The organism is Planomonospora sp. ID82291 (genome assembly GCF_015711645.1).
Taxonomy (GTDB): domain Bacteria; phylum Actinomycetota; class Actinomycetes; order Streptosporangiales; family Streptosporangiaceae; genus Planomonospora.
This window is the reverse complement of the sequence record NZ_JABTEX010000002.1, coordinates 605,262-631,608: the sequence shown is the minus strand read 5'-3', so window position 1 is coordinate 631,608 and position 26,347 is coordinate 605,262. Positions and strand designations below refer to the sequence as shown.

The window sequence follows — 26,347 nt, the reverse complement described above, 5'->3', positions numbered from 1 at the left end:
CCGATGACCGTCAGTCTCGCCGCACTGTCCCACCGCACCGGCCTCGCGGTCCTGGACCACCTGGAGCGGCAGGCCGCCGTCCCCGTCCTCGACGGGCTCCAGGCCCAGGGCGACCTCCTCGTCGTCCCGGCACCGACGGTCGCCGTCGCCGTCACCGTGCACGGGTGGGCCCGCTGGCACGAGGTGCCCGCCACCGGCCTGGAACTGCTGCGCGGCGCGGCGGGCGGCAACCCGCACGCCCTCGTCGCCGATCCCGGGGCCTGCGAGTGGACCGCCGAGGTCCGCGACAGCCTCGGACTGGCCCTCGGCGTCTTCCGCAACACCGCCCCCGCCTACCTGCTCCATCCCGAGCACGGCGCGACCGGCTTCACCCCGGGGACCTATGTCGTACGACGGCAGCGCGAACTCGGCCACCACGCCCGGTTCCCCGGCGGCGGTCAGCGCCTGGTCGCCGACTGAAGAAGACCGCCGCGGCCTCCGGATTCCGGCCCGGAGGCCGCCTCACCCGCCACCCGATCGAATCATGGCTTCCGTCTGCTCTCCGGCACCAAGCCGCTCCGCGGCAGAGCGGTGATCGACCTCAGGCTCCAGGCCTTCGACCACCGCACCGCCCGGACGCACTGGGGCATGGAGTCGCCGGAGGCCGCGCTCCGGGTGCATGCCGTACTGGGTGGGGCTCCCGGTTACCTGCCGCTGGCCGGGCGCCCGGCTCCCGTCTACGGGGACGGCCCACCGCTCGGCCTGGGCGCGTGGACGAGCGCCTCCCGGCACGGCCGACTCCAGACCCTCTGAGGACCCCCTGGCCCACCCGGAGGGGTGCGCTGCCTGTGGACGCCGCGGGACGGCCTGTAGGCCGGATGATGTCGCCGATGATCCTTGGCCGGAGTCTTGGCCGGGGTCTTGGCTGGTATTCAAGCCATAGAGCTACGATAGGTCCATGGAAATCATTCCGATCAGCGAAGCGAAGGATCGCCTGACCGAGCTGGCCGATCGAGCCGCTCGTGAGCACGACCACTTCACGCTCACCCGCAACGGAAGGCCTCATGCCGTCATCGTGTCCGTGGCCGAGTGGGAGTCCCTCCAGGAGACCCTGGAGATCCTCGCCGACCCGGAGACACGCGCCGACCTGGTCGAGGCCGCGTCCGCCGAGGCGAGCGGCGACGTGACCACAGAAGAGGAGATGGCCGCCGTCATGGCCGCCCGCCTCGGCAGGGCGAGCGCGTGAGCGAGCAGGACGACCGGTACACGGTCCTCCTCGCTCCTCCGGCTCACCGAGCCCTCGCCACCGGTCTCCCGGAGAGCGTGGCCGCCGCGGCGTGGGAACTCATCACCGGTGCGATCGCCCGGGAGCCGTGGCGTGTCGGCAAACCTCTCCAGGAGCCGTACGACGGCCTGCACGTCGCCCGGCGGGGGACCTACCGAGTCGTCTACCGCATCGACGAGGACAAGCACACCGTGTCGATCCAGACGATCAAACATCGCCGGGACGCCTACCGCCCCTGATGGTCCACGACGTCTCCCCATGCGAGACGACTCCGGCCCGGCGACCGCCCCCGCCCGCCGCCTGGTCGGATCATGACTCCACGACCGGAATCGTCACGCCTCTCCGCCGTGACCTCCCGCCCCGCGGCAGCGGTCCACCGGAACGCGCGATACGGATCTCGACCATGTATAAATGGAGTTCTACATAATCCGTTGAATTCGATATGCCGGTGCGGAGGTGAATCTGGATGGACAAGCCGGAGCGGCTGTTGGCCCGCGACCGCGAGTGGGACCTGCTCTGCGACTTCCTCGCCGACCCGGCACCCGCCCTGCGCATCGCCGTCGTCTCGGGGCGCCGCCGCCACGGGAAGTCCTTCCTGCTGCACGCTCTGGCCGAGGCCGCGGACGGCCTCTACCTGACGGCGGTGCGTGAGGAAGGCCGCGCCCCCGCGCTGCGCCGGCTCTCCGACGAGATCGCCGCGTATGCGGGACTTCAGGCGGGGAGCCTCCGCTTCGACGACTGGTGGGCACTGCTGCGTAACGCCCTCCAGGTGGTCACCAGGGCACGGCCCGCCGGACATCCCCTGCTGATCATCGACGAGCTGCCCTACCTGATGCAGCACTCACCCGAGGTGCCCGGCATCCTCCAGGCGCTCTACGACGAGACCCAGTTCGGCGAGCACCCGCCGGTCCGCCTCATCCTGTGCGGATCGGCGATGAGCATCATGCACGAACTGCTCTCCGGCACCAAGCCGCTCCGCGGCAGAGCGGTGATCGACCTCAGGCTCCAGGCCTTCGACCACCGCACCGCCCGGACGCACTGGGGCATCGAGTCGCCGGAGGCCGCGCTCCGGGTACATGCCGTACTGGGCGGGGCTCCCGGTTACCTGCCGCTGGCCGGGCGTCCGGCTCCCGTCCAGGCCGCCGATTTCGACACCTGGGTGACCCGGACGGTGCTCGACCCCGGCCGCGCCGTGTTCTCCAGAACCGAGGCGGAGTATCTCCTGCGCGAGGACCCGCGCATCACCCAGCACACCCTCTACTACGATCTGCTCTCCGCGATCGCACACGGAGCCTGCACCCCGAGCAGGATCGGTGCCGCGCTCGGCCGGGAGCGCGGCGCGGTCACCTATCCCCTCGAGGTCCTGGAATCGACGGGCTACGTGACGAGGGAACAGGACCTGCTCAGGGCCCGCAGCCCGATCATCACCCTGACCGACCCCGTGATCCGCTTCAACCAGCTCATCACCCTGCCGCAGGCGTCGGTCATCGACCAGGGATTCTCCGCCGAAGCGTGGCGGGCCTCGGCCCCCGCCTTCAACTCCAAGATCCTGGGCCCGCACTTCGAGGCGCTCGCCCGCGAATGGACCCGTCGGCACGCCCACGAGATCCTGCCCGACGGACTGCCCGGCGCCGTGGGCACCTGCGAGCTCACCGACCAGGCCGGACGCGCCAAACACGAGATCGACGTGCTCGCCCTCGCACTCGGCCAGTCCACACAGCGTCCACGAGCCCGGATCGCCGTCATCGGCGAGGCCAAGGCGACGCTCGACCGCCGCGGCGGCGCCGACCTCGCCCGCCTGGAGCACCTGCGCACCGTGCTGTCCGGACAGGGACATCACACAGACCGGGCGGTCCTCGCGCTGTTCTCGATGAACGGCTTCCACCCGGACCTCGTCACCGTCGCCGCCCGGCGTCCGGACGTGCTCCTGGTCGACCTGGCCGCTCTCTACGGGGACGGCCCGCCGCTCGGCCTGGGAGCCTGAACGAGACGCCGCAGGAGGCGGCCGGAGGCGTTCATCCACAGCCGGCGCGGTCATGGCCGTGCCGCCCGCCGCCGCTGCGGGCCGACACCTACGTCAACGGCGGCGGGTAGCGGTGGATCTCCGCCCGATGCCCCGTCGAACCGGCGAACTCGGCGTCGTCCGTGAGCAGCGGCACTCCCAGCAGTTCCGCGAGTGCGACGTACATGCCGTCGTAGGCGGTGAGGTCATTGCGCAGTTCCAGCACACGCGACTGCAGCGGCAGCAAGAGATATCTGAAATAAGCGCAATCCTTGGTTCGCAGAGTGACACTCACAACCGCGCTTCGCCTGGGAGACGCCCGAGGCCTCTGTGCGAGGATGGCCGCATGATCGACGATCGACGGCGGCCGGGACTGGTCGAGTGGACGGCCCTGACGGTCGACTGTCCCGATCCGGGCGTCATGGCGGATTTCTACGCGGTCCTGCTCGGTGGAGAGGTGACACGACAGAGCGCTGACGAGGCACGCGTGGACGCCGAGGGCCGACTGATCATATTCCGGGCCGTTCCGGACCACCGGCCCCCGACGTGGCCTTCGCCCGAAGTGCCGCTGCACTCGCACTTCGAGTACGTCGTCGAGGATCCCCATGCCGCCGCCCAGCGGCTGCTGCCGCTGGGAGCCCGCCCGGCCCGGCATCAGGACCCGGACGATCCCGACCTGGTCGTCATGCTCGACCCGGCCGGGCACCCGTTCTGCCTGATTCGGAGCAGTGCGGCCCGGCGCGACTGACGGCGGGGCCCGCCCCGATGCCGCGCCGCCGGTTCCGGCGGGTGAGCGCCCCCGGACGGCGTCCGGCTCCGCTCACTCCCCGCTGAAGGCCGCGTCGAACGAGGCCGCCGGGGGCGTGATGGCGTTGAGCCGCCGGACGAAGTCCAGCGCCTCGGGGGCGCCGTCCAGGCGGTCCATCCCGGCGTCCTCCCACTCGATCGAGATCGGCCCGCCGTACCCGATGGAGTTCAGCGCCCGGAAGCAGTCCTCCCAGGGCACGTCGCCGCGCCCGGTGGAGACGAAGTCCCAGCCGCGCCGCAGGTCCGCCCAGGGCAGGTGGGAGGCGAGCCGCCCGCGCCGCCCGTCGCCGCACCTGACCTTGGCGTCCTTGCAGTCCACGTGGTAGATCCGGTCGGCGAAGTCCAGGATGAAGCCGACCGGGTCCAGGTCCTGCCAGACCATGTGGGACGGGTCCCAGTTCAGCCCGAACGCCTCCCGGCGGCCGATCGCCTCCAGGGTCCGCACCGTCGTGTGGTAGTCGTAGGCGATCTCGCTCGGGTGCACCTCGTGCGCGAAGCGGACCCCGACCTCGTCGAACACGTCCAGGATCGGGTTCCACCGGGCGGCGAAGTCGGCGTAGCCCGCCTCCACCATCGACGCCGGCACCGGCGGGAACATCGCGACCGTGTGCCAGATCGACGAGCCGGTGAAGCCCACGACCGTGTCCACGCCCAGCTTCGCCGCGGCCCGCGCGGTGTCCTTCATCTCCTCGGCCGCCGCCCGCCGCACCTCCTCCGGGTCGCCGGAGCCCCAGATCCGCGCGGGCAGGATGGCCCGGTGCCGCTCGTCGATCGGGTGGTCGCAGACCGCCTGGCCGACGAGGTGGTTGGAGACCGCCCACACCTTCAGGCCGTGCTCGGCGAGCGTCTCCAGCTTCCGCTCGGTGTAGGAGTCGTCCGCGAGGGCCTTGTCGACCTCGAAGTGGTCGCCCCAGCAGGCGATCTCCAGCCCGTCGTAGCCCCATCCGGCGGCCAGCCGGCAGACCTCCTCGAAGGGCAGGTCGGCCCACTGGCCGGTGAACAACGTGATCGGCCTGCTCATCTCACACCACCGTCCAGCGGCTCTCGTCCGCCGCGCTCGCCTCGACCGCCGCCAGCACCCGCTGCACCCGCAGCCCGTCCTCGAAGGACGGTGACGGGTCCGTGCCGGCGGCGACCGCCTCCAGGAAGTCCTTCACCTCGTGGGTGAAGGTGTGCTCGTAGCCGAGCCCGTGCCCCGGCGGCCACCAGGCCCCCGCGTACGGATGACCGGACTCGGTGACCAGGATCCGCCGGAAGCCCGCCTCGGCCTCGTCGAGCGTGTGGTCGTGGAACCACAGCTCGTTCATCGCCTCGAAGTCGAAGGCCAGGCTCCCCTTCGAGCCGTTGACCTCGATCCGCAGCGCGTTCTTGCGCCCCGCGGCGAACCGGGTGGCCTCGAACGAGGCCAGCGCCCCGCCTTCCAGCCGCCCGATGAACAATGCGGCGTCGTCGACGTCGACCGCGCCCTTCTCCCCGGTACGGCCCGCGCCCGCGAGCCCCGCGAGTCCTTGCGAGGACTCCGCCAGCGGGCGTTCCCGGACGAACGTCTCGGTGAGCGCCGAGACGCCCGTCAGGTTCCGGCCGGTGACGAACTGGGCGGTGTCCACGATGTGCGCCCCGATGTCGCCGAGCGCGCCGGAGCCCGCGCGGTCCCGGCGCAGCCGCCAGACCAGCGGGAACTCCGGGTCCGTGATCCAGTCCTGCAGGTACTGCGCCCGGACGTGGCGCAGCTCCCCCAGCCGGCCCTCGGCCACCAGCCGGCGGGCCAGCGCCACCGCCGGGACCCGGCGGTAGTTGAAGGCGACCATCGCGCGCACGCCCCGGGCCGCCGCCTCGCGGGCCGCCTGCGCCATCGCCTCGGCCTCGGCGACCGTGTTGGCCAGCGGTTTCTCGCAGATGACGTGCTTGCCCGCGGCCAGTGCCGCGATCGCGATCTCGGCGTGCGAGTCGCCGGGCGTGCAGACGTCCACGATCTGCACGTCGTCGCGCTGGACGAGCCGCTTCCAGTCCGTCTCGGCCGCCGCCCAGCCGAGCCGCCGCGCGGCCTCGGCCGTACGCTCCGGCGAGCGCCCGCCGAGCACCGCCATGGACGGGACGGCGGGCAGGTCGAAGAAGGCGGAGACGCTCCGCCAGGCCTGGGAGTGCACCCGCCCCATGAACGCGTGCCCGACCATGCCCACCCCGAGGACCGGCGTCACGATTCGAAGCCCAGCGGCAGGTAGTCGGCGACGTTCTCCTTGGTGACGGTCTCCGAGGCCAGCGTGATGGACTGCGGCACCTGGTTCTCCACCAGGTCGCTCATCCCCTTGCCCTGGGCGATGAGCCGGGCCAGCCTGACCGCCGAGGAGGCCATCGTCGGGCTGTAGGTGACGGTGGCCTCCAGCACGCCGGTGCCGGCCTGGATCTCGCGCATCGCGTTGGCCGAGCCCGCCCCGCCGACCATGAAGAACTCGCTGCGGCCGGCCTCCTTGATCGCCGCCAGCACGCCGATGCCCTGGTCGTCGTCGTGGTTCCAGAGGGCGTCGATCTTCTTGTGCGCCTGGAGCAGGTTCCCGGCGACCTCGGTGCCGGACTCCACGGTGAACTGGGCGTCCTGCTGGGCCGTCACGCGGAAGCCGTACGTCGTGAGCGCGTCGGCGAAGCCCTTGCTCCGGTCCTGGGTGAGCGGGAGCGTCGCGATGCCCTGGATCTCCAGGATCACCGGGTCCGCGACGCCCTTGTCCTTGAGCCGCTTGCCGACGTAGTGCCCGGCGGCCACGCCCATGCCGTAGTTGTCGCCGCCGATCCAGGTCCGGTAGGAGAGCTTGTCGGGGAAGACGCGGTCCAGGTTGACCACCGGGATGCCCGCGTCGCTCGCCCGGCGGGCGATCTGGTTGAGCTGCCGGCCGTCGTTGGGCAGGATCACCAGCGCCGAGACCTTGGCCGCGATGAGCGACTCGACGGCGGAGATCTGCGCGTTGATGTCGTTGGTCGGCTCGACCGGCTTGAACTCCACGTCGGTGTACTGCTTGGCCGCGGCCTCGGCGTTCTTGGCGATCGCGGCGATCCAGCCGTGGTCGGCGGCCGGGGCGGAGAAGCCGATGACGACCTTCTCGCCGGGCGTGTCGTTGCCGCCCCCGGCGGCGGGGGCGGCCGACGGCGCCGCAGCGGCGCTCGGCGGGGCGGCGGGCTCGTTGCTCGTGCAGGCGCTCACCAGGGCTCCCGCCCCGATGACCGCCCCGCCGACGAGGAATCCCCGGCGGGCGAGTGGGTTGGACATGATCGTGCTCCTTCTGCTGCCGTGCGGGGGGTGCGGGCGAAGGCGCCCCCGCGGGTCCCTGACCGGTCCGCGGGGGCGCCGGTCTCTTTCAGGTGGGCGAGCGCAGGCCGCGCCGCTGGAGCAGCACGGCCACGACGATGATCAGCCCCTTGGCGATCAGCTGGTCGCTGGTGTTGAGGCCGTTGAGGATGAAGAGGTTCGTGATCAGCGTGAAGATCAGCAGTCCGAGGATGGAGCCGATGATGGAGCCGCGGCCCCCGGTCAGGAGCGTGCCGCCGATGATGACGGCGGCGATCGCGTCCAGCTCGTACAGGTCGCCGTGGGTGGAGGAGCCGGTGGTGGTCCTGGCCATGATGAGCACCGCGGCGATGCCGCAGCACAGCCCGGACAGCGCGTACAGCAGCACGGTGTGCCTGCGCACGTCGATGCCGGCCAGCCGGGCGGCCTCGGGGTTGCCGCCGACCGCGTAGGTGCGGCGGCCGAAGGTGGTGCGGTTGAGCAGCACCCAGCCCGCGGCGACGACCAGCGCGAAGACGTAGACCAGCAGCGGCAGGCCGAGCACCCGGGTGGTGGACAGCTCCACGATGGCCTCGTTGCCCTGCTGGACCAGCTGGGTCCGCCGGTCCGACATGCGCTGGGCCAGGCCCCGGGCCGCCACCAGCATGGCGAGCGTGGCGATGAACGGCACCAGCCGTCCGTAGGCGATGAGCAGCCCGTTGACCAGGCCCGCGCCGGTGCCGACCAGGACCGCGCAGACGACCATCACGAACGGCCCGTAGGACTGGGTGGCCAGCGTGGTCGCCCAGACCGAGGCGAGCGCCATGATCGCGCCCACGGACAGGTCGATGCCGCCGCCGATGATCACGAACGTCATGCCGACGGTGATCACACCGATGGTGGCGGCCAGGGACAGGATGCTGACCAGGTTGGAGGCGGTGGCGAAGTTCTCCGGCCGGGTCACCAGGCCGACCAGCGCCAGCAGCACCAGCGCCGCCACCAGGCCGAGGTGCCGGGCCTCGCCCAGCCGCGCCAGCGGCCCGCCCCGCGGGGCGCCCCGCCGCCGTGCGGGCGTCCCGGCCACGGTTCCTTCCCCGCCTGCCGCGCCGACCGCGTCCGCGCCGCCCTCCGCGTCCCGGCCTCCCGCGCCGCCCTCCGCGTCCTCGCCGGCCTGCGGCCCGCGGGTGTCGGTCACAGCGTGCTCCCTTCCATGATCATGTCGAGGACCCGGTGCTCGTCCAGGTCGCGGGCGTCGGACTCGTGGATGATCCGGCCCTCCCGGACCACCAGCACCCGGTCGGCCAGGCCGAGGACCTCGGGCACCTCGCTGGAGACCAGCAGCACGCCGATCCCGGTGTCGGCCAGTTCGCGGATGACGGCGTACAGCTCGGCGCGGGCGCCGACGTCCACGCCGCGGGTCGGCTCGTCCAGCAGGAGCAGCCGGCGGTCGCCGACCAGCCACCGGGCGAGCACCGCCTTCTGCTGGTTGCCGCCCGACAGCGTCCGCACCGGCCGGTCCGGGTCGGCGGGCCGGATGCCGAGGGTCGCGATCAGCTCCCGCGCCTTCGCGCCCTCGCGGCGGCGGTCGAGCCAGCCGAACCGGGAGTACCGGCCGAGACCGGCCAGCGTGATGTTGCGGGCGACGCTCTGGTCCAGCAGCAGCGCCTGGGCCTTGCGCTCCTCCGGGGCCAGGCCCATGCCGAGCCGGACCGCGGTCGTCGTGCCGCCGCGTCCCAGGCGGCGTCCGTCCAGCACGACGGAGCCCGAGGCGCGGCGCGCGCCGTAGACCGCCTCGACGATCTCCGAGCGGCCCGAGCCGACGAGCCCGGCCAGGCCCACGATCTCCCCGGCCCGGACGGTGAAGGAGACGTCGGCGAACGCCCCCGGCGCGGTGAGCCCCTCCACCCTCAGCACCTCGGGCGCGGCGGGTCCGGAAAGGGCCGCCCCGGTGCGCGGGCGGCGCGGCGGGAAGACGTACTCGACCGCGCGGCCGGTCATCAGGGAGACGATCTGCGCGGTGGGGGTGGTCCGGGCGGGCAGGCCGACCGCCGCCGTCCGGCCGTCCTTCAGGACCGTCACCCGGTCGCCGATCTCCCGGATCTCCTCCAGCCGGTGGGAGATGTAGACGACGGCGACGCCCTGGCCGGTCAGCTCCCGGACGATCCGGAAGAGGTTGGCGACCTCGTCGTGGGCCAGCGCCGCCGACGGCTCGTCCATGATGATCAGCCGGGTGTCGCGGGAGAGGGCGCGGGCCATGCTGACGACCTGCTGGGCGGCCGGCGAGAGGCGGCCCACCTCGGTGGACGGGCGGATCTCGGGATGCCCGAGCCGGGTGAGGAGCGCGTGCGCGGCGCGGTCGGCCTCGCGGGAGCGGACGAAGCCGAACCGGGTGCGCTCGTGGCCGAGGAAGACGTTCTCGGCCACGCTGAGGCCGTCGACCAGATCGAGCTCCTGGTAGATCGTGGAGATGCCGGCCCTGATCGCGGCGGTCGGCGTCGCCAGGCGCGTCTCCTCCCCGGCCAGCGCGATGACGCCCTCGTCGGGCTGGTGCGCCCCCGAGAGGATCTTGATGAGGGTGGACTTGCCGGCGCCGTTCTGGCCCAGCAGGCAGTGCACCTCGCCGCGCCGCACCTCCAGGTCGACCCCGTCGAGGGCGCGGACGCCGGGGAACTGCTTGACGATCCCCCGCATCAGCAGCAGAGGGGTGTCTCCGGACACGGGCTCTCCCGTCTCGGCGGCTCCCGACCTCCGGGATTCGGAGTCGGTGATGCAGAAGCTAACTCTGTTCCGCCCGCTTGGGAAGACCCTTCTATCGGTTGTCGTCAGACTTTCGCTGATTTCAGCAAAAGTCGGAGACGACGACGCCCGAGGGCGATCCCGCACCCGCCCCTTCGACGCAGCCCCTGGCGCGTCCGGCCCGTCCGGCACGGTCACCCGGCCTGTCCGGCCTGTCCGGCGCGGCCTCCGGCCCGTCGCGCGGTCACCCGGCCCATCCAGTCCGTCCGGCGCGGCCCCGGCCCGCGGCCACTCGCCGTCGCGAGCACCCGCCGCGAGCCGGGGGCGGGTGCTCGCGACGGCGAGTGGCCGCGATGCCGATATTTGCTTATTTTTTCCGTTTGATCACATTTATCGCTATATAGGAAGATTTAGCCTGACAGAGGAGATGAAACGCTTTCCCTGATGCGACAGGACGAGGCGGATCTCGCCAGGCCCGACCCCCAGACGAGCCGTTCCCCCTGTTCACCGAACGTGCCCCGAGCACGACCGTCCCTCCCGGAAAAGCCCATGAGACCCCGCGACATCCTGGCCGCTTTCCTGGCTCTCACGGTCGTCTCGGTCACCTTCACCGCCACCCCCGTGGCCGCCGTGACCGACTCCCCCGACGACAAGATCGCTCCTGCGCTGGCGGACTCCACCCGGGAGCACCGCGTCATCGTGGAACTCCGGAGTCCCGCCAGCGTGGACTCCGTGGCCGAGGCCGCCGAGCGGCTCCCCGACACCGAGGTCGTCCAGGAGCCTCGGCGCGGCTCGTTCATCGTGGTGACCGCCGACGGTGACGATCTGGAGAAACTGGCGGCCGACGACGACGTCCTGTCGATCCGCAGGGAGAGGGCCGTCCCGCCCGCGCTGGTCGACGGCCTCACGACGATAGGCGGCGACAAGGTCCACCGGACGGGGGTCACCGGCGCGGGACAGGCCGTCGCCGTCCTGGACACCGGGATCGACCGCGACCACCCGTTCTTCGCGGACCGGATCGCTGCCGAGGCGTGCTTCTCGGCCTCCGCGCCGAACAGCGGCATCCGGTCGCTCTGCCCGAACGGGCAGCAGACCCAGATCGGGGCGGGCGCGGCCGACGCCGAGACGCCCCAGTGCCTGGACGGGGGCGAGAACCTCTGCGACCACGGCAGCCATGTCGCGGGCATCGCCGCGGGCCGGAACGCGGGAGGCGGCTCCGACGGCGTGGCCCCCGGCTCGAAGATCGTCGCCATCCAGGTCTTCAGCCGCGTCGACGACGACCTCTACTGCGGAACGGGCCGCAGCCCCTGCGTCCTGGCCTTCGACGGGCAGATCCGGGAGGCGCTCGGCCACGTGGGCGCGCTGGCCGCCGGTCACCGGATCGCCGCGGCCAACCTCAGCCTCGGCGGCGGAGCGTACGGCACTGCGTGCGATTCCACCGACGAGGGCCGCTACATCAAGCCGATCATCGACCAGCTCCTGGCCAAGGGGGTGGCGACCGTGGTGGCCGCCGGCAACAACGGCTGGGAGCGGGCGGTCAGCTGGCCCGCCTGCGTCTCCTCGGCCGTCGCCGTCGGCGCGACGACCGGCTCCGACCTGTTCGCGTCCTTCTCCAACCGCGGCCTCCTGATCGACCTGCTCGCTCCGGGGGTGTCGATCAATTCCTCGGTGCCCGACGACGCCTACGCCGTCTTCAGCGGCACCTCGATGGCCGCACCGCACGTGGCCGGCGCGTTCGCGCTGCTGCGCAGCGGTCACCCGGCCCTCACCCCCGCCCAGGCCCTCGACGCCCTCGCGACGACCGGCACGGTGGTCCCCTACTCCGGCGGGTGGTTCCCCGCGCGCCGGATCGACCTGTTCGCGGCCCTCGGACGGCTCGCCCCGGCGCCTGCGCCCACGACGGCTCCCCCGCCCGCACCGGTCCCCACGGTGAGTCCCGTACCGACACCGACGGCCGCACCGGCGCCGACACCCACGCCCACTCCCACGCCGACACCGGCTCCCACCTCCGCACCGACGCCCGCACCGACGGCGACGCCCTCGCCGCCCCCCGCGCCGGCCCCGTGCCTCCGCGGCGCCGGGCGCAGGTCCCTGACCGCCGCCGAGTGGGCCCGGGAGACCTCCAACGGCGCCGCCGGCCTCAGGAACGAGACCCTGCAGTGCTACCTGAACATGGCCGGCAGCCGCAGCAGGGTCTTCCCCGAGGCCGTGGGCGCGGGATCGCTCACCGCCGCCGCCAAGGTCCTCAGGGGGACGTCCGGCAAGGCGCTCCTGGACCGCGAGCTGCTGGCCGCGTGGCTCAACTGGAGCCACGGCGTCTACGAGGACTCCGAGCGGATCTCCAGGACGACCACGTTCAGGAGCGCCGTGACGCGCGCGGAGACGCAGCGGCTGAACCGCCGGACGAGGGCCGCCGAGGCGACCGCGGCGGCGCGGTACCTGAGCGCGCACGTCAACCGGGGCCGCTGACCCGGGCCGTCACGCACCGAGCGGGTACCGCGACCGGGATCACCGCCCCGGGCCGTCACGCGGCCCCGGTGCGCCGGGCCTGACGGATCGGCGGCCCGGCGGGGCCCCGCGAGGGAAACGCGCGGGACGGACCTCAGGGCATGGCCTTCATCGACGCGCCCGACTGCCGGCCGAGGTCAGAGCATGGCCTTCATCGACGCGCCCGACTGCTGGCCGAGGGTGGTCGGCGTCAGGTAGGGCTGCTCGGCCATGATGGCCTCCCAGTTGTCCCGGACGTCCTCGGCCGTGTGGTCGCCGGGTCCGTCCTGCTTCCAGCCCGGCCCCTCGGCGACGAACACCCGCGCGACCCGGCCGGCCCCGACGCTGAAGACCTCGCCGCTGGTCTCGCAGGACTCGTGCGCCAGGTACGCCACCAGGGGGCTGATCCGCTCCGGGGTGAACCTGGCCTCGAACTCGGCCGGGAGCAGCGACTCGGTCATCCGGGTCCAGGCGATCGGGGCGATCGCGTTGACGCGGATGTTCGCCCGGGCGCCTTCCAGACCGAGGGTCTTGGTCAGGCCGACCAGCCCCATCTTGGCCGTGGAGTAGTTCGCCTGGCCGAAGCTGCCGAACAGGCCGGAGGGCGAGGAGGTGTTGACGATCCGGCCGTAGGCCTGCTCCTTCAGGTAGGGGAAGGCCGCGTGGGTGACCAGGAACGCGCCGCGGAGGTGGACGGCGATGACGGCGTCCCACTCCTCGACGCTCATCTTCCCGAACGACCTGTCCCGCAGGATGCCCGCGTTGTTGACGACGACGTCGATCCGCCCGAAGGCGTCGATCGCCGACTGCACGATCGCCTTGGCGCCCTCCGGAGTGGCGACGTTGTCCCCGCTCACGACCGCCTCGCCGCCGTTCTTGGTGATCAGCTCGACCACCTCGGCGGCCGGGCCGGTGGACGCGCCGGTGCCGTCCAGCGCGCCGCCGAGGTCGTTGACGACCACCTTGGCGCCGCGCTCGGCCAGTGACAGCGCGTGCGACCGGCCGAGGCCGTGTCCGGCGCCGGTGACGACCGCGACCCTGCCGTCGAACCGCAGCTCTGACATGAGCAGCCCTCCCACGAGAATAAAGTTCTAGTGCGGATCAGGATATCCTGCCCGCCCTCGCGAATCCACGGACCCCGCCCATCGGCGACGCCACTCCCCGCCCGCAGCCCCCGGCCCGCGCCCACACCCCCGACCCGTGAACCGCAGCCGCTCCCCCGGCCCGCAGCCGCACCCCCCACCCATAACGCCGCGATAGGGATCTTTTGCTACATCACACGGCCCCGGGTCGCGGAATACCTTGACAGCACCCCTCACACAGGAGTGCACATGTTGAGTCAACGCTCCCTGCTGGCCGGGACCGCCCTCGTGGCCCTCTGCCTGGCCGGCACCACCACCACCGCCTCCGCGCAGTCCGGTCCCTCCCCCTCCGCACCGGAGAGCTCGATGCTCGAAGCCCTCCAGCGCGACCTCGGGCTCAGCGAGCAGCAGGCCGTCACCCGGCTGGCCAACGAGGAGCGCGCCGCCCGGGCGGACTCCTCCCTGAGCTCCTCCCTCGGCGAGGCCTACGCCGGTTCCTGGCTCAACGGGGACGCCTCCCGGCTCACCGTCGCCACCACCGACGCGGCGCAGAGCGAGGCGATCAAGGCGCAGGGCGCCCTGCCGGTGGTCGTCCCCCGGACGCTCGCCCAGCTCAACGCCGCCAAGGACCGGCTCGACCAGGTCGCGGATCAGGCCAAGACCGGCGCCGCCCTCTGGTACGTCGACGTCACCACCAACAGCGTGGTGATCAAGGCCGCCGACCAGGCCGCGGGCGAGGCCCTCGCCGCCGCAGCGGGCGTGGACGCCGGCACGGTCCGGGTGGAGGTCTCCGGCGAGCGGCCGCAGCCCTTCATGAACATCATCGGCGGCGCGGCCTACTACATCGGCTCCAGCCGCTGCAGCATCGGCTTCTCCGTCACCCGCGGCAGCACCCCCGGGTTCGTCACCGCCGGCCACTGCGGCCGGGCCGGTTCCCGGACCACCAACCCGACCGGCACCTTCCAGGGCTCCTCGTTCCCCGGCAACGACTACGCCTGGGTCGCCACCCCCGGCCACACCCCCCAGCCGTGGGTGCGGGGCTCGGGCGGCGCCAACGTCATCGTCCGCGGGTCCACCCAGGCCGTGGTCGGCGCGTCCATCTGCCGCTCCGGCTCGACCACCGGCTGGCGCTGCGGCGTCATCCAGCAGCACAACGCCAGCGTCACCTACCCGCAGGGCACCGTCGGCGGGCTGACCCGCACCACGGTCTGCGCGCAGCCCGGCGACTCCGGCGGCTCGTTCATCTCCGGCAGCCAGGCCCAGGGCGTGACCTCGGGCGGCTCCGGCAACTGCACCACCGGCGGCACCACCTACCACCAGCCGGTCAACGAGATCCTCTCGGTGTACGGGCTGACGCTCCGCGTCGGCTGACCACCGCCCGGCCGCGGGGCCGGGGGACCGGCCGGACACCGGTCCCCCGGTTCCGAGGCCCCCGGTCCCGCCGGGCAGGACGCCACGAGGCCGTCACCGGGTTCCGGTGGCGGCCTCGCCGCCGTCCTCCTCCGGCCCGCAAGGACCCGGGGAACCGGAGGGACCCGGGGAAGACGGCGGCGAGGCCGACCGGCCCGTGTCGGGACCCGTGAACACCGGCAGGGTGAGGCGCACCCGGGTGCCTCCGCCGGGTTCGCTCTCCACCCGCACCTCGCCCCCGTGCAACCGGATGATCTTGTCGACGATGGCCAGGCCCAGCCCGGTGCCGCCGATGGCCCGCTCCTCCATCTCCGGAGCGCGATAGAAGTCCTCCAGGACGTGGCCCAGGTCCTCGGGCCGGATGCCGATCCCGGTGTCGCGGACCTCCACGGCGGGCCGCGGATCCGCCGTGACCACGACGTCGATCGCACCGCCCGGCGGGGTGAACTTGACCGCGTTGTCCAGCACGTGCCGCAGCGCGAGCCGCAGCCGCTCGGCGTCGGCCCGCACCGCCACCCCGCTCCGGGCGTGCACGCGCAGGGCGTGCCGCCGCTGCCGCGCGCCGTCGGCGACGTCGTCCACCGCCCGCCGTACGGTCTCGGCCAGATCGGTCCGCTGCGGCGCGAAGACGGCGGTTCCGGCGTTGAGGCTGGTCACCAGGAGCAGTTCGTCCAGCAGCCCCAGCAACCGCTCGTTGTTGCGCTCCATCACCAGCAGGAAGCGGCGTTCGGTCTCCTCGTCCAGGCCGCCCTCCCGCAGCAGCTGCAGGGCGCTGCGGATCGAGGTCACCGGGGTGCGCAGCTCGTGGTTGATGCTGCTCAGGAAGCGGTCCTTGAGCCGCTCCAGCCCAGGCGGGCGCGGGACCTCGGTCCTGCCGGCCTCGCGGGCGCGCCGGTGCAGCTCCAGCATCGTCACGACGCTCTCGGCCAGGATCTGCAGGGTCTCCCGCTGCTCGGAGGTCAGCAGGCGCGGGCGGTGGTCCACCACGCACACGGTGCCCAGCGCGTGCCCCCGGCCGCTGACCAGCGGCACGCCCGCGTAGTAGCGGAGGTACGGCTCGCCCTGGGCGACGGCGTTCTCGCGGTAGCGCGGGTCGGCCAGGGTGTCGGGGATCTCCAGCAGCTCCCGCCCGCAGACCGCGTACTGGCAGTAGCCGCTGCTCCGGTCGGCGCCGGTCCAGGTGGTGCCCGCCCTGCCCCTGAAGTGCTGCCGCTCCCCGTCCAGCAGGTTGACCATCGCGACCGGCGCCCGGCAGATGTGCGCGGCCAGCGTGGCGACCGCGTCGAAGTCGGGTTCGAGCGGGGCCTCCAGCGCCCCCAGCTCGTCCAGGTCCCGCAGCCGCTCGGCCTCGTCGGGCGGTATCGGCGTCTCCGCCATCGATCGCGCCTCCCCCGGGCGTCCGGAACCGCCGCCGAGCCGGCGACGCCCCCGCCCGGCCGTACAGCCGGGCCCGCCCCCCGGGTCCCGGCTCACAGCCAGGTTATGCCCCGGGCCGCGCCGGAACCCGTCCGGGTCCCGGCGCGGCCCGCGGGCCCGTCCCGCCACCGCGCCCGCCGGGGAGGCCCCGGCGGGTGCCCGGACGTCAGACGTGGGGGGCGAACCGGCCGAACCGGCCCTGGTGGTACAGGAGCGGGCGGTGCTCCGTACCGAGGCGGGCCTCGGTCACGAGACCGACCACCAGGACGTGGTCGCCGATCTCGGTGGTGGAGTGCGGGGCGCAGACCAGGTGGGCGGAGACCCCGCCCAGCAGGGGGACGCCCAGCGGGCCGGGACGCCACCGCGTGGGCGGGGCGAAGCGGTCGACGCCCTTGCGGGCGAACCGGGAGGCGAGGTCGGCCTGGTCGCCGGCCAGGATGTTGACCGCGAAGTGCCCCGCCCGGCGGAGCCAGGGCCAGGTGGTCGAGGCCCGGTCCACGTAGAAGGAGACCAGCGGCGGCTCCAGGCTCACCGAGGAGAACGAGGTGGCCGTCAGACCGACCGGCACGCCCTCGGTCTGCGCGGTCACCACCACGACCCCGGCCGCGTGTACGGCGAGCGCCCGGCGGAACCGCTCCGCGTCGACCGCCCGCTCCGGCAGCGTCCCCGGAAGCGTCCCCGGAAGCGTCTCGGTCATCGGGCCACGCTCCGCTCCGCCAGGAGGGCGGCCGCCTGGGGGGCCACCCGGTCGGCCCAGGGGCCCAGACGCGCGTCCAGGTCGGCCAGCTCCGACTCCAGCAGGGCCAGGCCCGGCGTGGGCACCGCGGCGCCCAGCTCGACCAGGAGGGGCCGCAGGTGCACCTCCACCGCCAGGGAGTGCCGGGCGTCCCCCAGCACCAGCAGCGGGAGGGCGACGGCCCCGGCCAGCGCCCCGCCCGGCAGCCGGTCGAGGAACACCTTGAGCAGGCCGGTGTAGGTGCCCTTGTACACCGGGCTCGCCACGACCAGCACCCGCGCCTCGGCGACCTGCTCCAGCGCGATCTCCACACCGGACGACGCGCCGGGCGCCAGCAGCAGCGGCGCCAGCGCGGACAGGTCGACGACCTCTCCGGGCCCGTCGTGGCCGAGGCGCCCGGCCAGCGTCCCGGCGGCGCGGACCGCCGCCTCGTGGGTGCGCGATCCGCTGCGCGGGTTGCCCACCAGGGTCACGACGCTCATCGCCCTCCTCCCGTCTCCCGGTGCGCTCCCGCACCCGCGGTCCGCCCGTCGCGCGGCGTGTTCACGAGGCCGCCGCGGCCTTGTGCGCGTGGCGCGTTCACGAGGCCACCGCGACCTTGCGCGCGTGGCGGGAGGCGGGGCGCTCCAGCCCGTAGTTCTCCCGCAGGGTCCGGCCCTTGTACTCGGTGCGGAACAGGCCGCGGGTCTGCAGCACCGGGACGACGTGGTCGACGAAGTCCTCCAGGCCGCTCGGGAGCAGGGGCGGCATGATGTTGAAGCCGTCGGCCGCGCCGCCCTCGAACCAGGTCTGGATCTCGTCGGCGATCCGCTCCGGGGTCCCGGCCACGACCCGGTGCCCCCGGCCGCCCGCCAGGCGGCCGAGGAGCTGCCGCACGGTCAGCCGCTCCCGGCGGGCGAGGTCGATGACGAGCCTGCGGCGGCTCTGCGCCCCCTCCGTCTCGGCGGAGACCTCCGGCAGTGGCCGGTCCAGCGCGTCCTCCGTCAGCTCGATGCCCACCATGTGGGAGAGCTGGCTGAGGCCGTACGCCGGGATGATGAGCTCCTCCAGCTCCCGCTCCAGGCGCAGCGCCTCCCGCTCGGTGGAGCCGATGATCGGGGAGATGCCGGGCAGGACCAGCAGCTCGCCCTCGTGCCGGCCGTACCGGGCCAGGCGGCCCTTGAGGTCGGCGTAGAACTCCCGGCCCTCGGCGAGGGTCTGCTGGGCGGTGAAGACCGCCTCGGCGAAGCGGGCGGCGAACTCCTTGCCGCCCTCCGACGACCCGGCCTGGACCAGCAGGGGGTGGCCCTGCGGGGGGCGGGAGGTGTTCAGCGGGCCGCTGACCCGGAAGTGGGGGCCGGTGTGGTCGAGCGGGTGGATCCTGCCGGTGTCGGCGTACTCCCCGCTGCGGCGGTCGCCCAGGATCGCGTCGTCCTCCCAGCTGTCCCACAGGCCGGTGACGACTTGGAGGAACTCCGCCGCCCTGGCGTAGCGCTCGGCGTGCGCGGGGCGCTCGATCCCGAAGTTGCGCGCCTCGGCCTCGCCGGCGGAGGTGACGATGTTCCAGCCGGCCCGGCCGCCGCTGATGTGGTCCAGCGAGGCGAACTTGCGGGCCACGTGGAACGGCTCGTTGTAGGTGGTGGAGACGGTCGCGATCAGGCCGACGTGGTCGGTGACGGCGGCCAGCGCGGACAGCAGGGTGAGGGGTTCGAGCCCGCCGAGCGCGTTGTGCCGGACGTCGCCCTGCAGGGCCAGGCCGTCGGCCAGGAAGACCGAGTCGAGCCTGCCCCGCTCGGCGGCCAGGGCGAGCCGCTGGTAGTGCCGGACGTCGGTGAGGTGGGAGGGCTCGGTCCGCGGGTGCCGCCAGGCGGCCTCGTGGTGGCCGACGCCCATCAGGAAGGCGTTCAGGTGCAGCGTGCGGGCGGTCATGAGGTGGTCCTCCACGTCGAGAAGCGGCGCTCCACGGTGACGAGCAGCAGGTTGAACAGCAGGCCGAGCACGGAGATGGTGATGATCCCGGCGTACATGTCGGGGATGCGGAAGCTGAACTGGGCGTCCTGGATGAGGTAGCCGAGCCCGGCCTTGGCGCCCACCATCTCGGCGAACAGCAGCGTGAGGATCGAGTAGGCCCCGGCCAGCCGGACGCCGGTGAAGATGGTCGGCACCGCGGCGGGCAGGATGACCTTCTGGAAGAGGCGGAACGGGCTCAGGCCCATGGACCGGGCCGACTTCACCAGGAGCGGTTCCACGGTCCGCACGCCGCTGATGGTGTTGAGCAGGATCGGCCAGGAGCAGGCGTAGAACACGAAGATGATCTTCGATGGCTCGCCCAGACCGAAGATCAGGATGAAGACGGGCAGCAGGGCGACGGCCGAGGTGTTGCGGAACAGCTCCAGCACCGGGCTGAGGAAGTCGGCGACCGGCCGGTACCAGCCGATCGCCAGCCCGAGCGGGATGGTCAGCGCGATGGCCAGGGCGAAGCCCGACAGCGACCGGATCAGGGACGCCTGGAAGTGCTCGACGAGCTGCCCGCCGACCAGCAGGTCGTACCAGGCGACGAGGACCTCCGACAGCGGCGGGGCGAACACCCGGTCCACCACGCCGAGCCGGGGCAGCGTCTCCCAGAGCCCGGCCAGCAGCGCGAGGGCCGCGGTACGGCGCAGCAGCAGCGACAGCCTCGGCAGCGCCGAGGACCGCACCCCGGCCGCGACCCGGAAGAAGTTGGTGGCCCGGTCGTCGGCGGTGGGCACGTCCCCGCGCGGGGACACGGCGGGGGTCCCGGCAGGGGTCCCGGTGGCGGTCCCGGCGGGGACGGTCCCGGCAGGGGTCCCGGTGGCGGGGACGGCGGGGACGGCGGCGAGCGTGTCAGCCAATGGTCCGCTCCTGTTCCTGGGCCGCGGCGACCTCGTCGCGCAGCAGGGTCCAGATCTCGTGCCGGTAGGCGCCGAAGCGCGGATCCGCGCGCAGGTCGCCCTCGCGCGACTCGAACGCGATGTCGATGACCCTCTTGATCCGGCCCGGCCGGGACGTCATCACCGCGACCCGCTGGCCGAGGTAGACGGCCTCGTCGATGCCGTGGGTGATGAACACGATGGTCTTGTTCGTCTTCTCCCAGATGCGCAGCAGCTCCTCCTGGAGCGACTCCCTGGTCTGCGCGTCGAGCGCGGCGAACGGCTCGTCCATCAGCAGCACGTCCGGGTCGAAGGCCAGGCTCCGGGCGATCGCCACCCGCTGGCGCATGCCGCCGGACAGCTCGTGCGGGTAGCGGTGCTCGAACCCGGTCAGCCCGACCAGGTCCAGGTAGTGCCGCGCCCGCTCCCTGCGCTCCTTCCTCGGTACGGCCTTCGCCTCCAGGCCGAACTCGATGTTGGCCAGCGCCGTGCGCCACGGGAACAGCGCGTACTGCTGGAACACGATCCCGCGGTCCAGGCCGGGGCCGGTGACGGCCTCGCCGTCGATGAGGATCTCCCCGGTGGTCGGGGCGGTGAGACCGGCGATCAGGTCGAGCAGGGTGGACTTCCCGCAGCCGCTCGGGCCGACCAGGGTGAGGAACTCCCCGTCCCGCACGTCCAGGTCGATGCCGTCGACCGCGATGAAGGGCCGGTCGGTCCCGCGGATCCGGAAGACCTTGCCGACGTCGCGGATGACGATCTTCGCCTGCCGCTCCGGCCGGTCCTGCGCCGGGTTCTCCGTCCGGATCCGCGTCCGGTTCCGAGTCTGGGTCTGGGTCTGGGTCTGGGTGACGGTCATCGTTCCTCCTGCGCCGTCCGGTCACGCCGCCGGTCGAGGTCCCGGTTCACGAGGTGCTCCCGGACGTGAAGGGGTTGAACGCGTTGGTGTAGATGTCAGCGGCCTTGACCTGGCCGGGCTTGACGTCGCCCTCGCGCTCCAGCCAGTCGATCCAGGTCTGGAACTCCCGGTCGGCGATCACCCCGCCCTTGCCGGCCACCCCGCTGCTCTTCCAGAAGTCGATGGTGGCGGCGTCCTCGTTCCGCCCGCGCTTGGTGATGATCTCCTTGTACTTGGCGATCACCTCCTCCCTCGGGCGCGACTGCGTCCACTCGACCGCCTTGGCGAAGGCCTGCACGAACTTCTTCGTGGTGGTCGGGTTCTCCGCGATGAAGTCCTCGCGGAGCACGAAGCTGCCCGCGGTGAACGGCCCGAACAGGTCGACGTCGGTGTAGAGCGGGTGGATCCCGCCGCGCGACAGCGCCTTGTCGCGGAGGATGCCGCTGAGCGAGGCGACGTCGATCTGCTTCTGCCGCAGCGCCTGCTCGGTGTTGACCGGCGGCACGACGACCAGCTCGACCTTGTCGACCTCCTCCGGGGTGAGGCCGCCCCGCTTGAGGTACTCCTTGGTGATGGCCTCGCTGTGCGCGCCGAGGGTGTTGACGCCGATCTTCTTGCCGATCAGGTCGCGCGGCTTCGTGACGGGGCTGCCGTCCAGCACGTAGAAGCCGGTGTAGGACTCCTTGTCGACGCCGTAGTAGCCGACCACCGCCTTGACCCGGGCGCCGCTCGCCCTGAGCTTGACGATCGCGCCGTTGAAGGCGCCGCCGGCGTCGACCTGGCCGGTCGCGGTGGCCTGGATGTCCTGCGGGCCGGAGATCGTGTTGCCGACCCACTTCAACTTGAGGTCTCCGAGGTAGCCCAGGCTCTCGGCCAGCTCGGGGTAGGTGACCTGGCCGACCCAGCCCTGGTAGCGGATCTCGGTGACCTCGTCACCGCCGCTCCCGGTCGCTCCGGAGGCGGCGGAGCAGGCGGTCAGGGAGCCGGCCAGCAGGAGGGAGAGGAGGACGTGTCTGGTTCTGATCACGGGAATTCGGTCCTTGCGGAATCTGGGCATGCTCGCGCCGGGCGGGACACGCCGGAGGGCTCACGTCATGAGGGAGGGCACGGGCAGCGGCGGCCGTGCCGGGGACGGGATCGTCGTCAGCTCGTGATCACAGACACTGGGCGCTGACGACGCGGCAGAAGTCCACGTGTGCGCACCGGGTCAGGTAAAGGCCCATGCCCATGAAGGTACGCACCCCGGAGCACTAAGTCAACATTTCCTACTGGCTTTGCATGAAAATAGGCGGACGGGCCCCGGAGAGACCGCCGCGGGGGTCCGCGGAGGGGCCCCGCCCTCCACGGCGGGGCACGGGCCGGGCCGACCACCGGAGCTCGGGCGGGGAACGGGTCAGACGGGGTACCAGAGCTCGGGCTCACCCGGGACCCGGCGCAGCCGGCCGCGCGCCTCCAGCCAGACCAGGTGGGCCAGGGTCTCGTTGTTGGCCGCCCGGCGCATGTGCGGCGGGATGTCCTCCCACGGCCGCGACCAGGTCAGCCGGGTGGCCGCGGCCCAGCAGGTGACGCCCCCGCCGTCCCCGCCGACCAGCGCCTCGATCTCGGCCAGCCGCTCCTCGTGGTGGCCCGTCACGTGGTCGACCCGCTCGGCCAGCTCCAGGAACCGGTACTCGTGCGCGGGCAGCACCTCGTCCACGTCGAGCTTGCGCACGGCCGCCAGCGAGTCGAGGTAGTCGGCCAGCGGGTTGGGCACGGACTGCGCGTGCACCGCCACGATCGGCGTGATCTTCGCCAGTACGTGGTCGCCGGAGAACAGCAGCCGCCGTTCCGGCTCGGCGAAGCACAGGTGCCCCGGCGAGTGGCCGGGCGTCCAGATCGCGCGCAGGTCCCAGCCGGGCAGGTCGAGGCGGTCGCCGTCCTCGATCAGCCGGTCGGGTCCGGCCATGGTCACGAACTGCCGGATCATCAGCGAGGCCCCGGCCAGTTCGTCCAGGGTCGCCGCGGGCACCCCGGAGCGCGCCAGCAGCCCCCGCTCCTGCTCCACCAGCACCTCGACCGCCTCCGGGTCGTAGCGGCCGTGGATCAGGGCGGCGTCCGCCGGGTGCAGGCCGATCCAGGCCCCTGACACCTCCCGGACCCGCCCGGCCAGGCCGTAGTGGTCGGGGTGGATGTGGGTGACCAGCACCGCCTTGACGTCGGTCATCGCATACCCGGCGACCTCCAGCCCGGCGGCCAGCGCGCCGTACGCCTCGTCGGTGTTCCAGCCCGCGTCCACGAGCGCCACCCCGCCGGGCAGCTCCAGCGCGTAGACCAGCACGTAACGCAGGGGGATGGGCAGCGGCACCGGGATCGACCACAGCCCCGGCCGGACCCGCTCCACCTCCGGCAGCGTCCTGCTCCGCCACGCGTCCCGCTGCGCCTCGCTGGCCGGCGTCACCATGGTCATCGGCCCTCTCCCTTCGTCGCCCCCGATTGTGCCCCGTGGACCGAATTATGTTCTATACAGGGGTCCCCGCGGGCCATCGGGCCCCAGAGAGGCCGCCCGTGAAAATTTCATCGGACAAAGCGGACATCGTGCCGGTCAGCCGGGAGATCGCGGCACCGCTCCGTTGACGGCGCCGAAACCGCCCGGGAACAATCAGGGGACCCCCCGAGTGGGAGCGCTCCCACACGATCGCGCCACCCTTTCCGAAGGACCTCCCGTGATCAGACCCCCCGCCTGGCTCGCCCTCTCCCTCTCCGCCGCGCTGGCCGCCGCCGTCCTGGCGCCGGCCCCCGCGACCGCCGCCGCCGAAGGGCCCGAGCAGATCGTCAACGGCACCTTCGACTCCGGCACCGCTCCCTGGTGGAGCACGGCCAACACCGCGCTCGAACTCGACGGCGGGCGGCTCTGCGCCGACATCCCCGGCGGGACCGCCAACCCGTGGGACGTCATCATCGGCCAGAACGACATCCCCCTGGTCAAGGACGAGACCTATGCGTTCTCGTTCTTCGGCGTCGCGTCCCCCGGCAAGGTCGCCAAGGCCCTGGTCCAGCTCCCGGTGGAGCCGTGGACCCAGTTCCTGGCGGTCAACCCCGAGCTGAGCGTGTCCGGCAACGACTACTCGTACACGTTCACCGCGCCGGTGGACCTGCCGAACGCCCAGGTGGCCTTCCAGGTCGGCGGCAGCGCGACCCCCTGGAGGTTCTGCGTGGACAACGTCTCGCTCAAGGGCGGAGCCGAACCCGACGTCCACACCCCCGACACCGGCCCCCGCGTCCGGGTGAACATGGTCGGCTACCTGCCGTCCGGCCCGAAGAACGCCACCCTGGTCACCGAGCGGACCGAGGCCGTCGAGTGGAGGCTGGAGCGCGACGGCCGGACGGTGGCCGAGGGCGAGACCGTGCCGCGCGGCGTGGACGCGAGCTCCGGCCAGAACGTGCACTCGATCGACTTCGGCTCCGTCGAGGACGCCGGCACCGGCTACACCCTCACCGCCGACGGCGAGACCAGCCGCCCGTTCGACATCGCCGCCGGCCTCTACGACGACCTGAAGACCGACGCGCTGAAGTTCTACTACACCCAGCGCAGCGGCATCGAGATCCTCGACGCCCTGCGCCCCGGGTACGGCAGGCCCGCCGGCCACCTCGGCGTCGCCCCGAACCAGGGCGACACGCGGGTGCCCTGCCAGGCCGGCGTGTGCGACTACACGCTCGACGTCCGGGGCGGCTGGTACGACGCGGGCGACCACGGCAAGTACGTCGTCAACGGCGGCATCTCCGTCCACCAGATCATGTCCGCCTTCGAGCGGGCCAAGGCCGACGGCACCCACGCCGACGGGGACCTGGACATCCCCGAGAGCGGCAACGGCGTGCCGGACATCCTCGACGAGGCCCGCTGGGAGCAGGAGTTCCTGCTGAGCATGCAGGTCCCGGACGGAAAGCCGCACGCCGGGATGGTCCACCACAAGATCCACGACGCGGCCTGGACCGGCCTGCCGATGATGCCCCACCTCGACCCGCAGAAGCGCGAGCTGCACCCGGTCTCCACCGCCGCCACCCTCAACCTGGCGGCCACCGCCGCCCAGGCGGCCCGCCTGTTCGCGCCGTACGACGCCGCGTTCGCCGCGCGGAACCTCGCGGCCGCGAAGAAGGCGTGGGCGGCGGCCAAGGCCGACCCCGCCCGCTACGCCGACCCCGCCGACGGCACCGGCGGCGGCGCCTATCCCGACGGCGACGTGACCGACGAGTTCTACTGGGCCGCCGCCGAGCTCTACATCACCACCGGTGAGAAGGAGTTCAAGGACTTCGTCCTGGCCTCCCCGCACCACACCGGCGACATCTGGCGCGACCGGGGCTTCGACTGGGGCAACACCGCCCAACTCGGCAGGCTCCAGCTCGCCGCCGTGCCCAACGGCCTGCCCGACCGCGCCCGGGTGCGCGCCTCGGTGCTCCAGGGCGCCGACACGTACCTGGCGGTGCAGAAGGCCAGCGCGTACGGCCTGCCGTACGGCCCGCCGGACTTCGACTGGGGCTCCAACAACCTCGTCCTGAACAACATGGTCGTGATGGCCGTCGCGCACGACATCAGCGGGGAGGCGAAGTACCGCGAGGCCGTGCTGGAGGGCATGGACTACATCCTGGGCCGCAACGCGCTCAACCAGTCCTACGTGACCGGCTACGGCGAGGTCGCCGCCAAGAACCAGCACAGCCGCTGGTACGCCCGCCAGCTCGACCCGTCCCTGCCGAACCCGCCGAAGGGCACCCTGTCGGGCGGCCCGAACTCCGCGATCCAGGACCCGGTCGCGCAGGCCAAGCTCCGGGGCTGCAAGCCGCAGTTCTGCTACATCGACGACATCGAGTCGTGGTCCACCAACGAGCTGACCATCAACTGGAACTCCCCGCTCTCCTGGATCGCCTCCTTCCTCGCCGACCCCGTCCCGGCGGGCGACGTGAAGGTGACCTACACCAACCACGGCCAGTGGCCCGACGGGTTCAACACCCAGATCACCCTCACCAACACCGGTGACGAGCCGATCGAGGGCTGGACCCTGAAGTGGTCCTTCCTCGGCGGCCAGCAGGTGCGCCGGCACTGGAACGCCGAGCTGTCCCAGGACGGCGCGACGGTGACCGCGAAGAACCTGCCGTGGAACCGCGTGATCAAGCCCGGCCGCTCGGTCACCGTCGGTTTCATCGGCGCCGACGCGCCCGGCCCCAACCCCAAGCCGGAGCGCTTCATCGTCAACGGGACCCTCGCCCGGTAGCCCCCTCCCGCCCGGCGGCACCCCGCCGGGCGGACGCCCCCAGACCAGGGCGGCCGCACTCCTCCGGCGGCCGCCCTGTCCGTTCCCTGAAAGGCCCGTCCCGCGGGCTCCTCCCGATCCGCCCGGGACCGGCCCGGCCG

General features: G+C 72.7%; 24 protein-coding genes. 9 read left to right on the top strand and 15 right to left on the bottom strand.

Features of this window, described 5'->3' with window-relative positions:
• The first annotated feature begins 3 nt into the window (after positions 1-3).
• The 5 genes from HS045_RS13845 to HS045_RS13825 all read left to right on the top strand — a co-directional run bounded on the left by HS045_RS13845 (position 4) and on the right by HS045_RS13825 (position 3,248).
• Positions 4-459: a hypothetical protein gene (locus tag HS045_RS13845; protein WP_196451752.1), complete on the top strand. Its 456-nt coding sequence runs from the start codon at positions 4-6 to the stop codon at positions 457-459.
• 111 nt (positions 460-570) lie between these two features.
• Positions 571-792, top strand: coding sequence for a hypothetical protein (locus HS045_RS13840; protein WP_196451750.1), 222 nt, complete (start codon positions 571-573; stop codon positions 790-792).
• 145 nt (positions 793-937) lie between these two features.
• A complete protein-coding gene (locus HS045_RS13835) occupies positions 938-1,225 on the top strand; it encodes a type II toxin-antitoxin system Phd/YefM family antitoxin (RefSeq protein ID WP_196451749.1) in 288 nt (95 codons plus the stop codon).
• On the top strand, positions 1,222-1,503 hold the full coding sequence (locus tag HS045_RS36135) for a type II toxin-antitoxin system RelE/ParE family toxin (RefSeq protein ID WP_196451747.1): 282 nt from the start codon (positions 1,222-1,224) through the stop codon (positions 1,501-1,503). The genes HS045_RS13835 and HS045_RS36135 overlap by 4 nt, the downstream gene beginning before the upstream one ends.
• A gap of 227 nt (positions 1,504-1,730) precedes the next feature.
• Positions 1,731-3,248, top strand: coding sequence for a MarR family transcriptional regulator (locus HS045_RS13825; protein ID WP_196451745.1), 1,518 nt, complete (start codon positions 1,731-1,733; stop codon positions 3,246-3,248).
• Positions 3,249-3,336: 88 nt separating this feature from the next.
• Here the strand turns inward: HS045_RS13825 and HS045_RS13820 are convergent, their stop codons facing one another.
• Positions 3,337-3,492 (bottom strand): hypothetical protein, encoded by a 156-nt coding sequence (locus tag HS045_RS13820; protein WP_196451743.1) that lies wholly within the window; start codon positions 3,490-3,492, stop codon positions 3,337-3,339.
• 120 nt (positions 3,493-3,612) lie between these two features.
• Between HS045_RS13820 and HS045_RS13815 the strand changes: the two genes are divergently transcribed.
• Positions 3,613-4,014 carry a VOC family protein gene (locus HS045_RS13815; RefSeq protein ID WP_230884028.1) on the top strand — a complete coding sequence of 134 codons (402 nt, stop codon included), beginning with the start codon at positions 3,613-3,615 and terminating at the stop codon, positions 4,012-4,014.
• Between the two features lie 72 nt (positions 4,015-4,086).
• Here HS045_RS13815 and HS045_RS13810 read toward each other — a convergent pair whose 3' ends face one another.
• The 5 genes from HS045_RS13810 to HS045_RS13790 form a co-directional block, all read right to left on the bottom strand.
• Positions 4,087-5,094, bottom strand: a complete 1,008-nt coding sequence (locus HS045_RS13810; RefSeq protein WP_196451741.1) for a sugar phosphate isomerase/epimerase — start codon at positions 5,092-5,094, stop codon at positions 4,087-4,089.
• A 1-nt stretch (position 5,095) separates the two neighbouring features.
• On the bottom strand, positions 5,096-6,271 hold the full coding sequence (locus tag HS045_RS13805; RefSeq protein ID WP_307827514.1) for a Gfo/Idh/MocA family oxidoreductase: 1,176 nt from the start codon (positions 6,269-6,271) through the stop codon (positions 5,096-5,098).
• Positions 6,268-7,332 carry a substrate-binding domain-containing protein gene (locus HS045_RS13800; protein ID WP_196451739.1) on the bottom strand — a complete coding sequence of 355 codons (1,065 nt, stop codon included), beginning with the start codon at positions 7,330-7,332 and terminating at the stop codon, positions 6,268-6,270. Before HS045_RS13800 ends, HS045_RS13805 begins: the two co-directional genes overlap by 4 nt.
• 88 nt (positions 7,333-7,420) lie before the next feature.
• The gene (locus HS045_RS13795) at positions 7,421-8,524 is read right to left on the bottom strand and encodes an ABC transporter permease (RefSeq protein ID WP_307827513.1); all 1,104 of its coding nucleotides are present in this window, start codon (positions 8,522-8,524) and stop codon (positions 7,421-7,423) included.
• Entirely contained in the window at positions 8,521-10,020 is a 1,500-nt protein-coding gene (locus HS045_RS13790) for a sugar ABC transporter ATP-binding protein (RefSeq protein ID WP_196452779.1), read from the bottom strand. Before HS045_RS13790 ends, HS045_RS13795 begins: the two co-directional genes overlap by 4 nt.
• Before the next feature lie 594 nt (positions 10,021-10,614).
• On the opposite strand from HS045_RS13790, the gene HS045_RS13785 reads away from it, so the two are divergent.
• The gene (locus tag HS045_RS13785; RefSeq protein ID WP_196451737.1) at positions 10,615-12,534 is read left to right on the top strand and encodes a S8 family serine peptidase; all 1,920 of its coding nucleotides are present in this window, start codon (positions 10,615-10,617) and stop codon (positions 12,532-12,534) included.
• Between the two features lie 176 nt (positions 12,535-12,710).
• Here HS045_RS13785 and HS045_RS13780 read toward each other — a convergent pair whose 3' ends face one another.
• Complete coding sequence (locus HS045_RS13780) at positions 12,711-13,616, bottom strand: SDR family oxidoreductase (RefSeq protein WP_196451735.1); 906 nt, start codon at positions 13,614-13,616, stop codon at positions 12,711-12,713.
• Between the two features lie 267 nt (positions 13,617-13,883).
• Here HS045_RS13780 and HS045_RS13775 point away from each other — a divergent pair, with 267 nt between their 5' ends.
• Positions 13,884-15,005 carry a S1 family peptidase gene (locus tag HS045_RS13775; RefSeq protein WP_196451733.1) on the top strand — a complete coding sequence of 374 codons (1,122 nt, stop codon included), beginning with the start codon at positions 13,884-13,886 and terminating at the stop codon, positions 15,003-15,005.
• Between the two features lie 93 nt (positions 15,006-15,098).
• Here HS045_RS13775 and HS045_RS13770 read toward each other — a convergent pair whose 3' ends face one another.
• The 8 genes from HS045_RS13770 to HS045_RS13735 form a co-directional block, all read right to left on the bottom strand.
• Entirely contained in the window at positions 15,099-16,421 is a 1,323-nt protein-coding gene (locus tag HS045_RS13770; RefSeq protein ID WP_196451731.1) for a GAF domain-containing sensor histidine kinase, read from the bottom strand.
• 205 nt (positions 16,422-16,626) lie between these two features.
• On the bottom strand, positions 16,627-17,157 hold the full coding sequence (locus HS045_RS13765) for a flavin reductase family protein (protein WP_196451729.1): 531 nt from the start codon (positions 17,155-17,157) through the stop codon (positions 16,627-16,629).
• A complete protein-coding gene (locus tag HS045_RS13760) occupies positions 17,154-17,678 on the bottom strand; it encodes an NADPH-dependent FMN reductase (protein ID WP_196451727.1) in 525 nt (174 codons plus the stop codon). The genes HS045_RS13765 and HS045_RS13760 overlap by 4 nt, the downstream gene beginning before the upstream one ends.
• A 97-nt stretch (positions 17,679-17,775) precedes the next feature.
• Positions 17,776-19,104, bottom strand: a complete 1,329-nt coding sequence (locus HS045_RS13755; protein ID WP_196451725.1) for an LLM class flavin-dependent oxidoreductase — start codon at positions 19,102-19,104, stop codon at positions 17,776-17,778.
• Positions 19,101-20,048 carry an ABC transporter permease gene (locus HS045_RS13750; protein WP_230884027.1) on the bottom strand — a complete coding sequence of 316 codons (948 nt, stop codon included), beginning with the start codon at positions 20,046-20,048 and terminating at the stop codon, positions 19,101-19,103. The genes HS045_RS13755 and HS045_RS13750 overlap by 4 nt, the downstream gene beginning before the upstream one ends.
• The gene (locus tag HS045_RS13745; RefSeq protein WP_196451723.1) at positions 20,041-20,925 is read right to left on the bottom strand and encodes an ABC transporter ATP-binding protein; all 885 of its coding nucleotides are present in this window, start codon (positions 20,923-20,925) and stop codon (positions 20,041-20,043) included. Before HS045_RS13745 ends, HS045_RS13750 begins: the two co-directional genes overlap by 8 nt.
• A gap of 46 nt (positions 20,926-20,971) precedes the next feature.
• Complete coding sequence (locus tag HS045_RS13740) at positions 20,972-21,991, bottom strand: ABC transporter substrate-binding protein (RefSeq protein ID WP_196451721.1); 1,020 nt, start codon at positions 21,989-21,991, stop codon at positions 20,972-20,974.
• 366 nt (positions 21,992-22,357) lie between these two features.
• Positions 22,358-23,410: an MBL fold metallo-hydrolase gene (locus HS045_RS13735; protein ID WP_304609604.1), complete on the bottom strand. Its 1,053-nt coding sequence runs from the start codon at positions 23,408-23,410 to the stop codon at positions 22,358-22,360.
• 256 nt (positions 23,411-23,666) lie between these two features.
• On the opposite strand from HS045_RS13735, the gene HS045_RS13730 reads away from it, so the two are divergent.
• Positions 23,667-26,207: a glycoside hydrolase family 9 protein gene (locus HS045_RS13730; RefSeq protein ID WP_196451720.1), complete on the top strand. Its 2,541-nt coding sequence runs from the start codon at positions 23,667-23,669 to the stop codon at positions 26,205-26,207.
• The last annotated feature ends 140 nt before the right edge of the window (positions 26,208-26,347 follow it).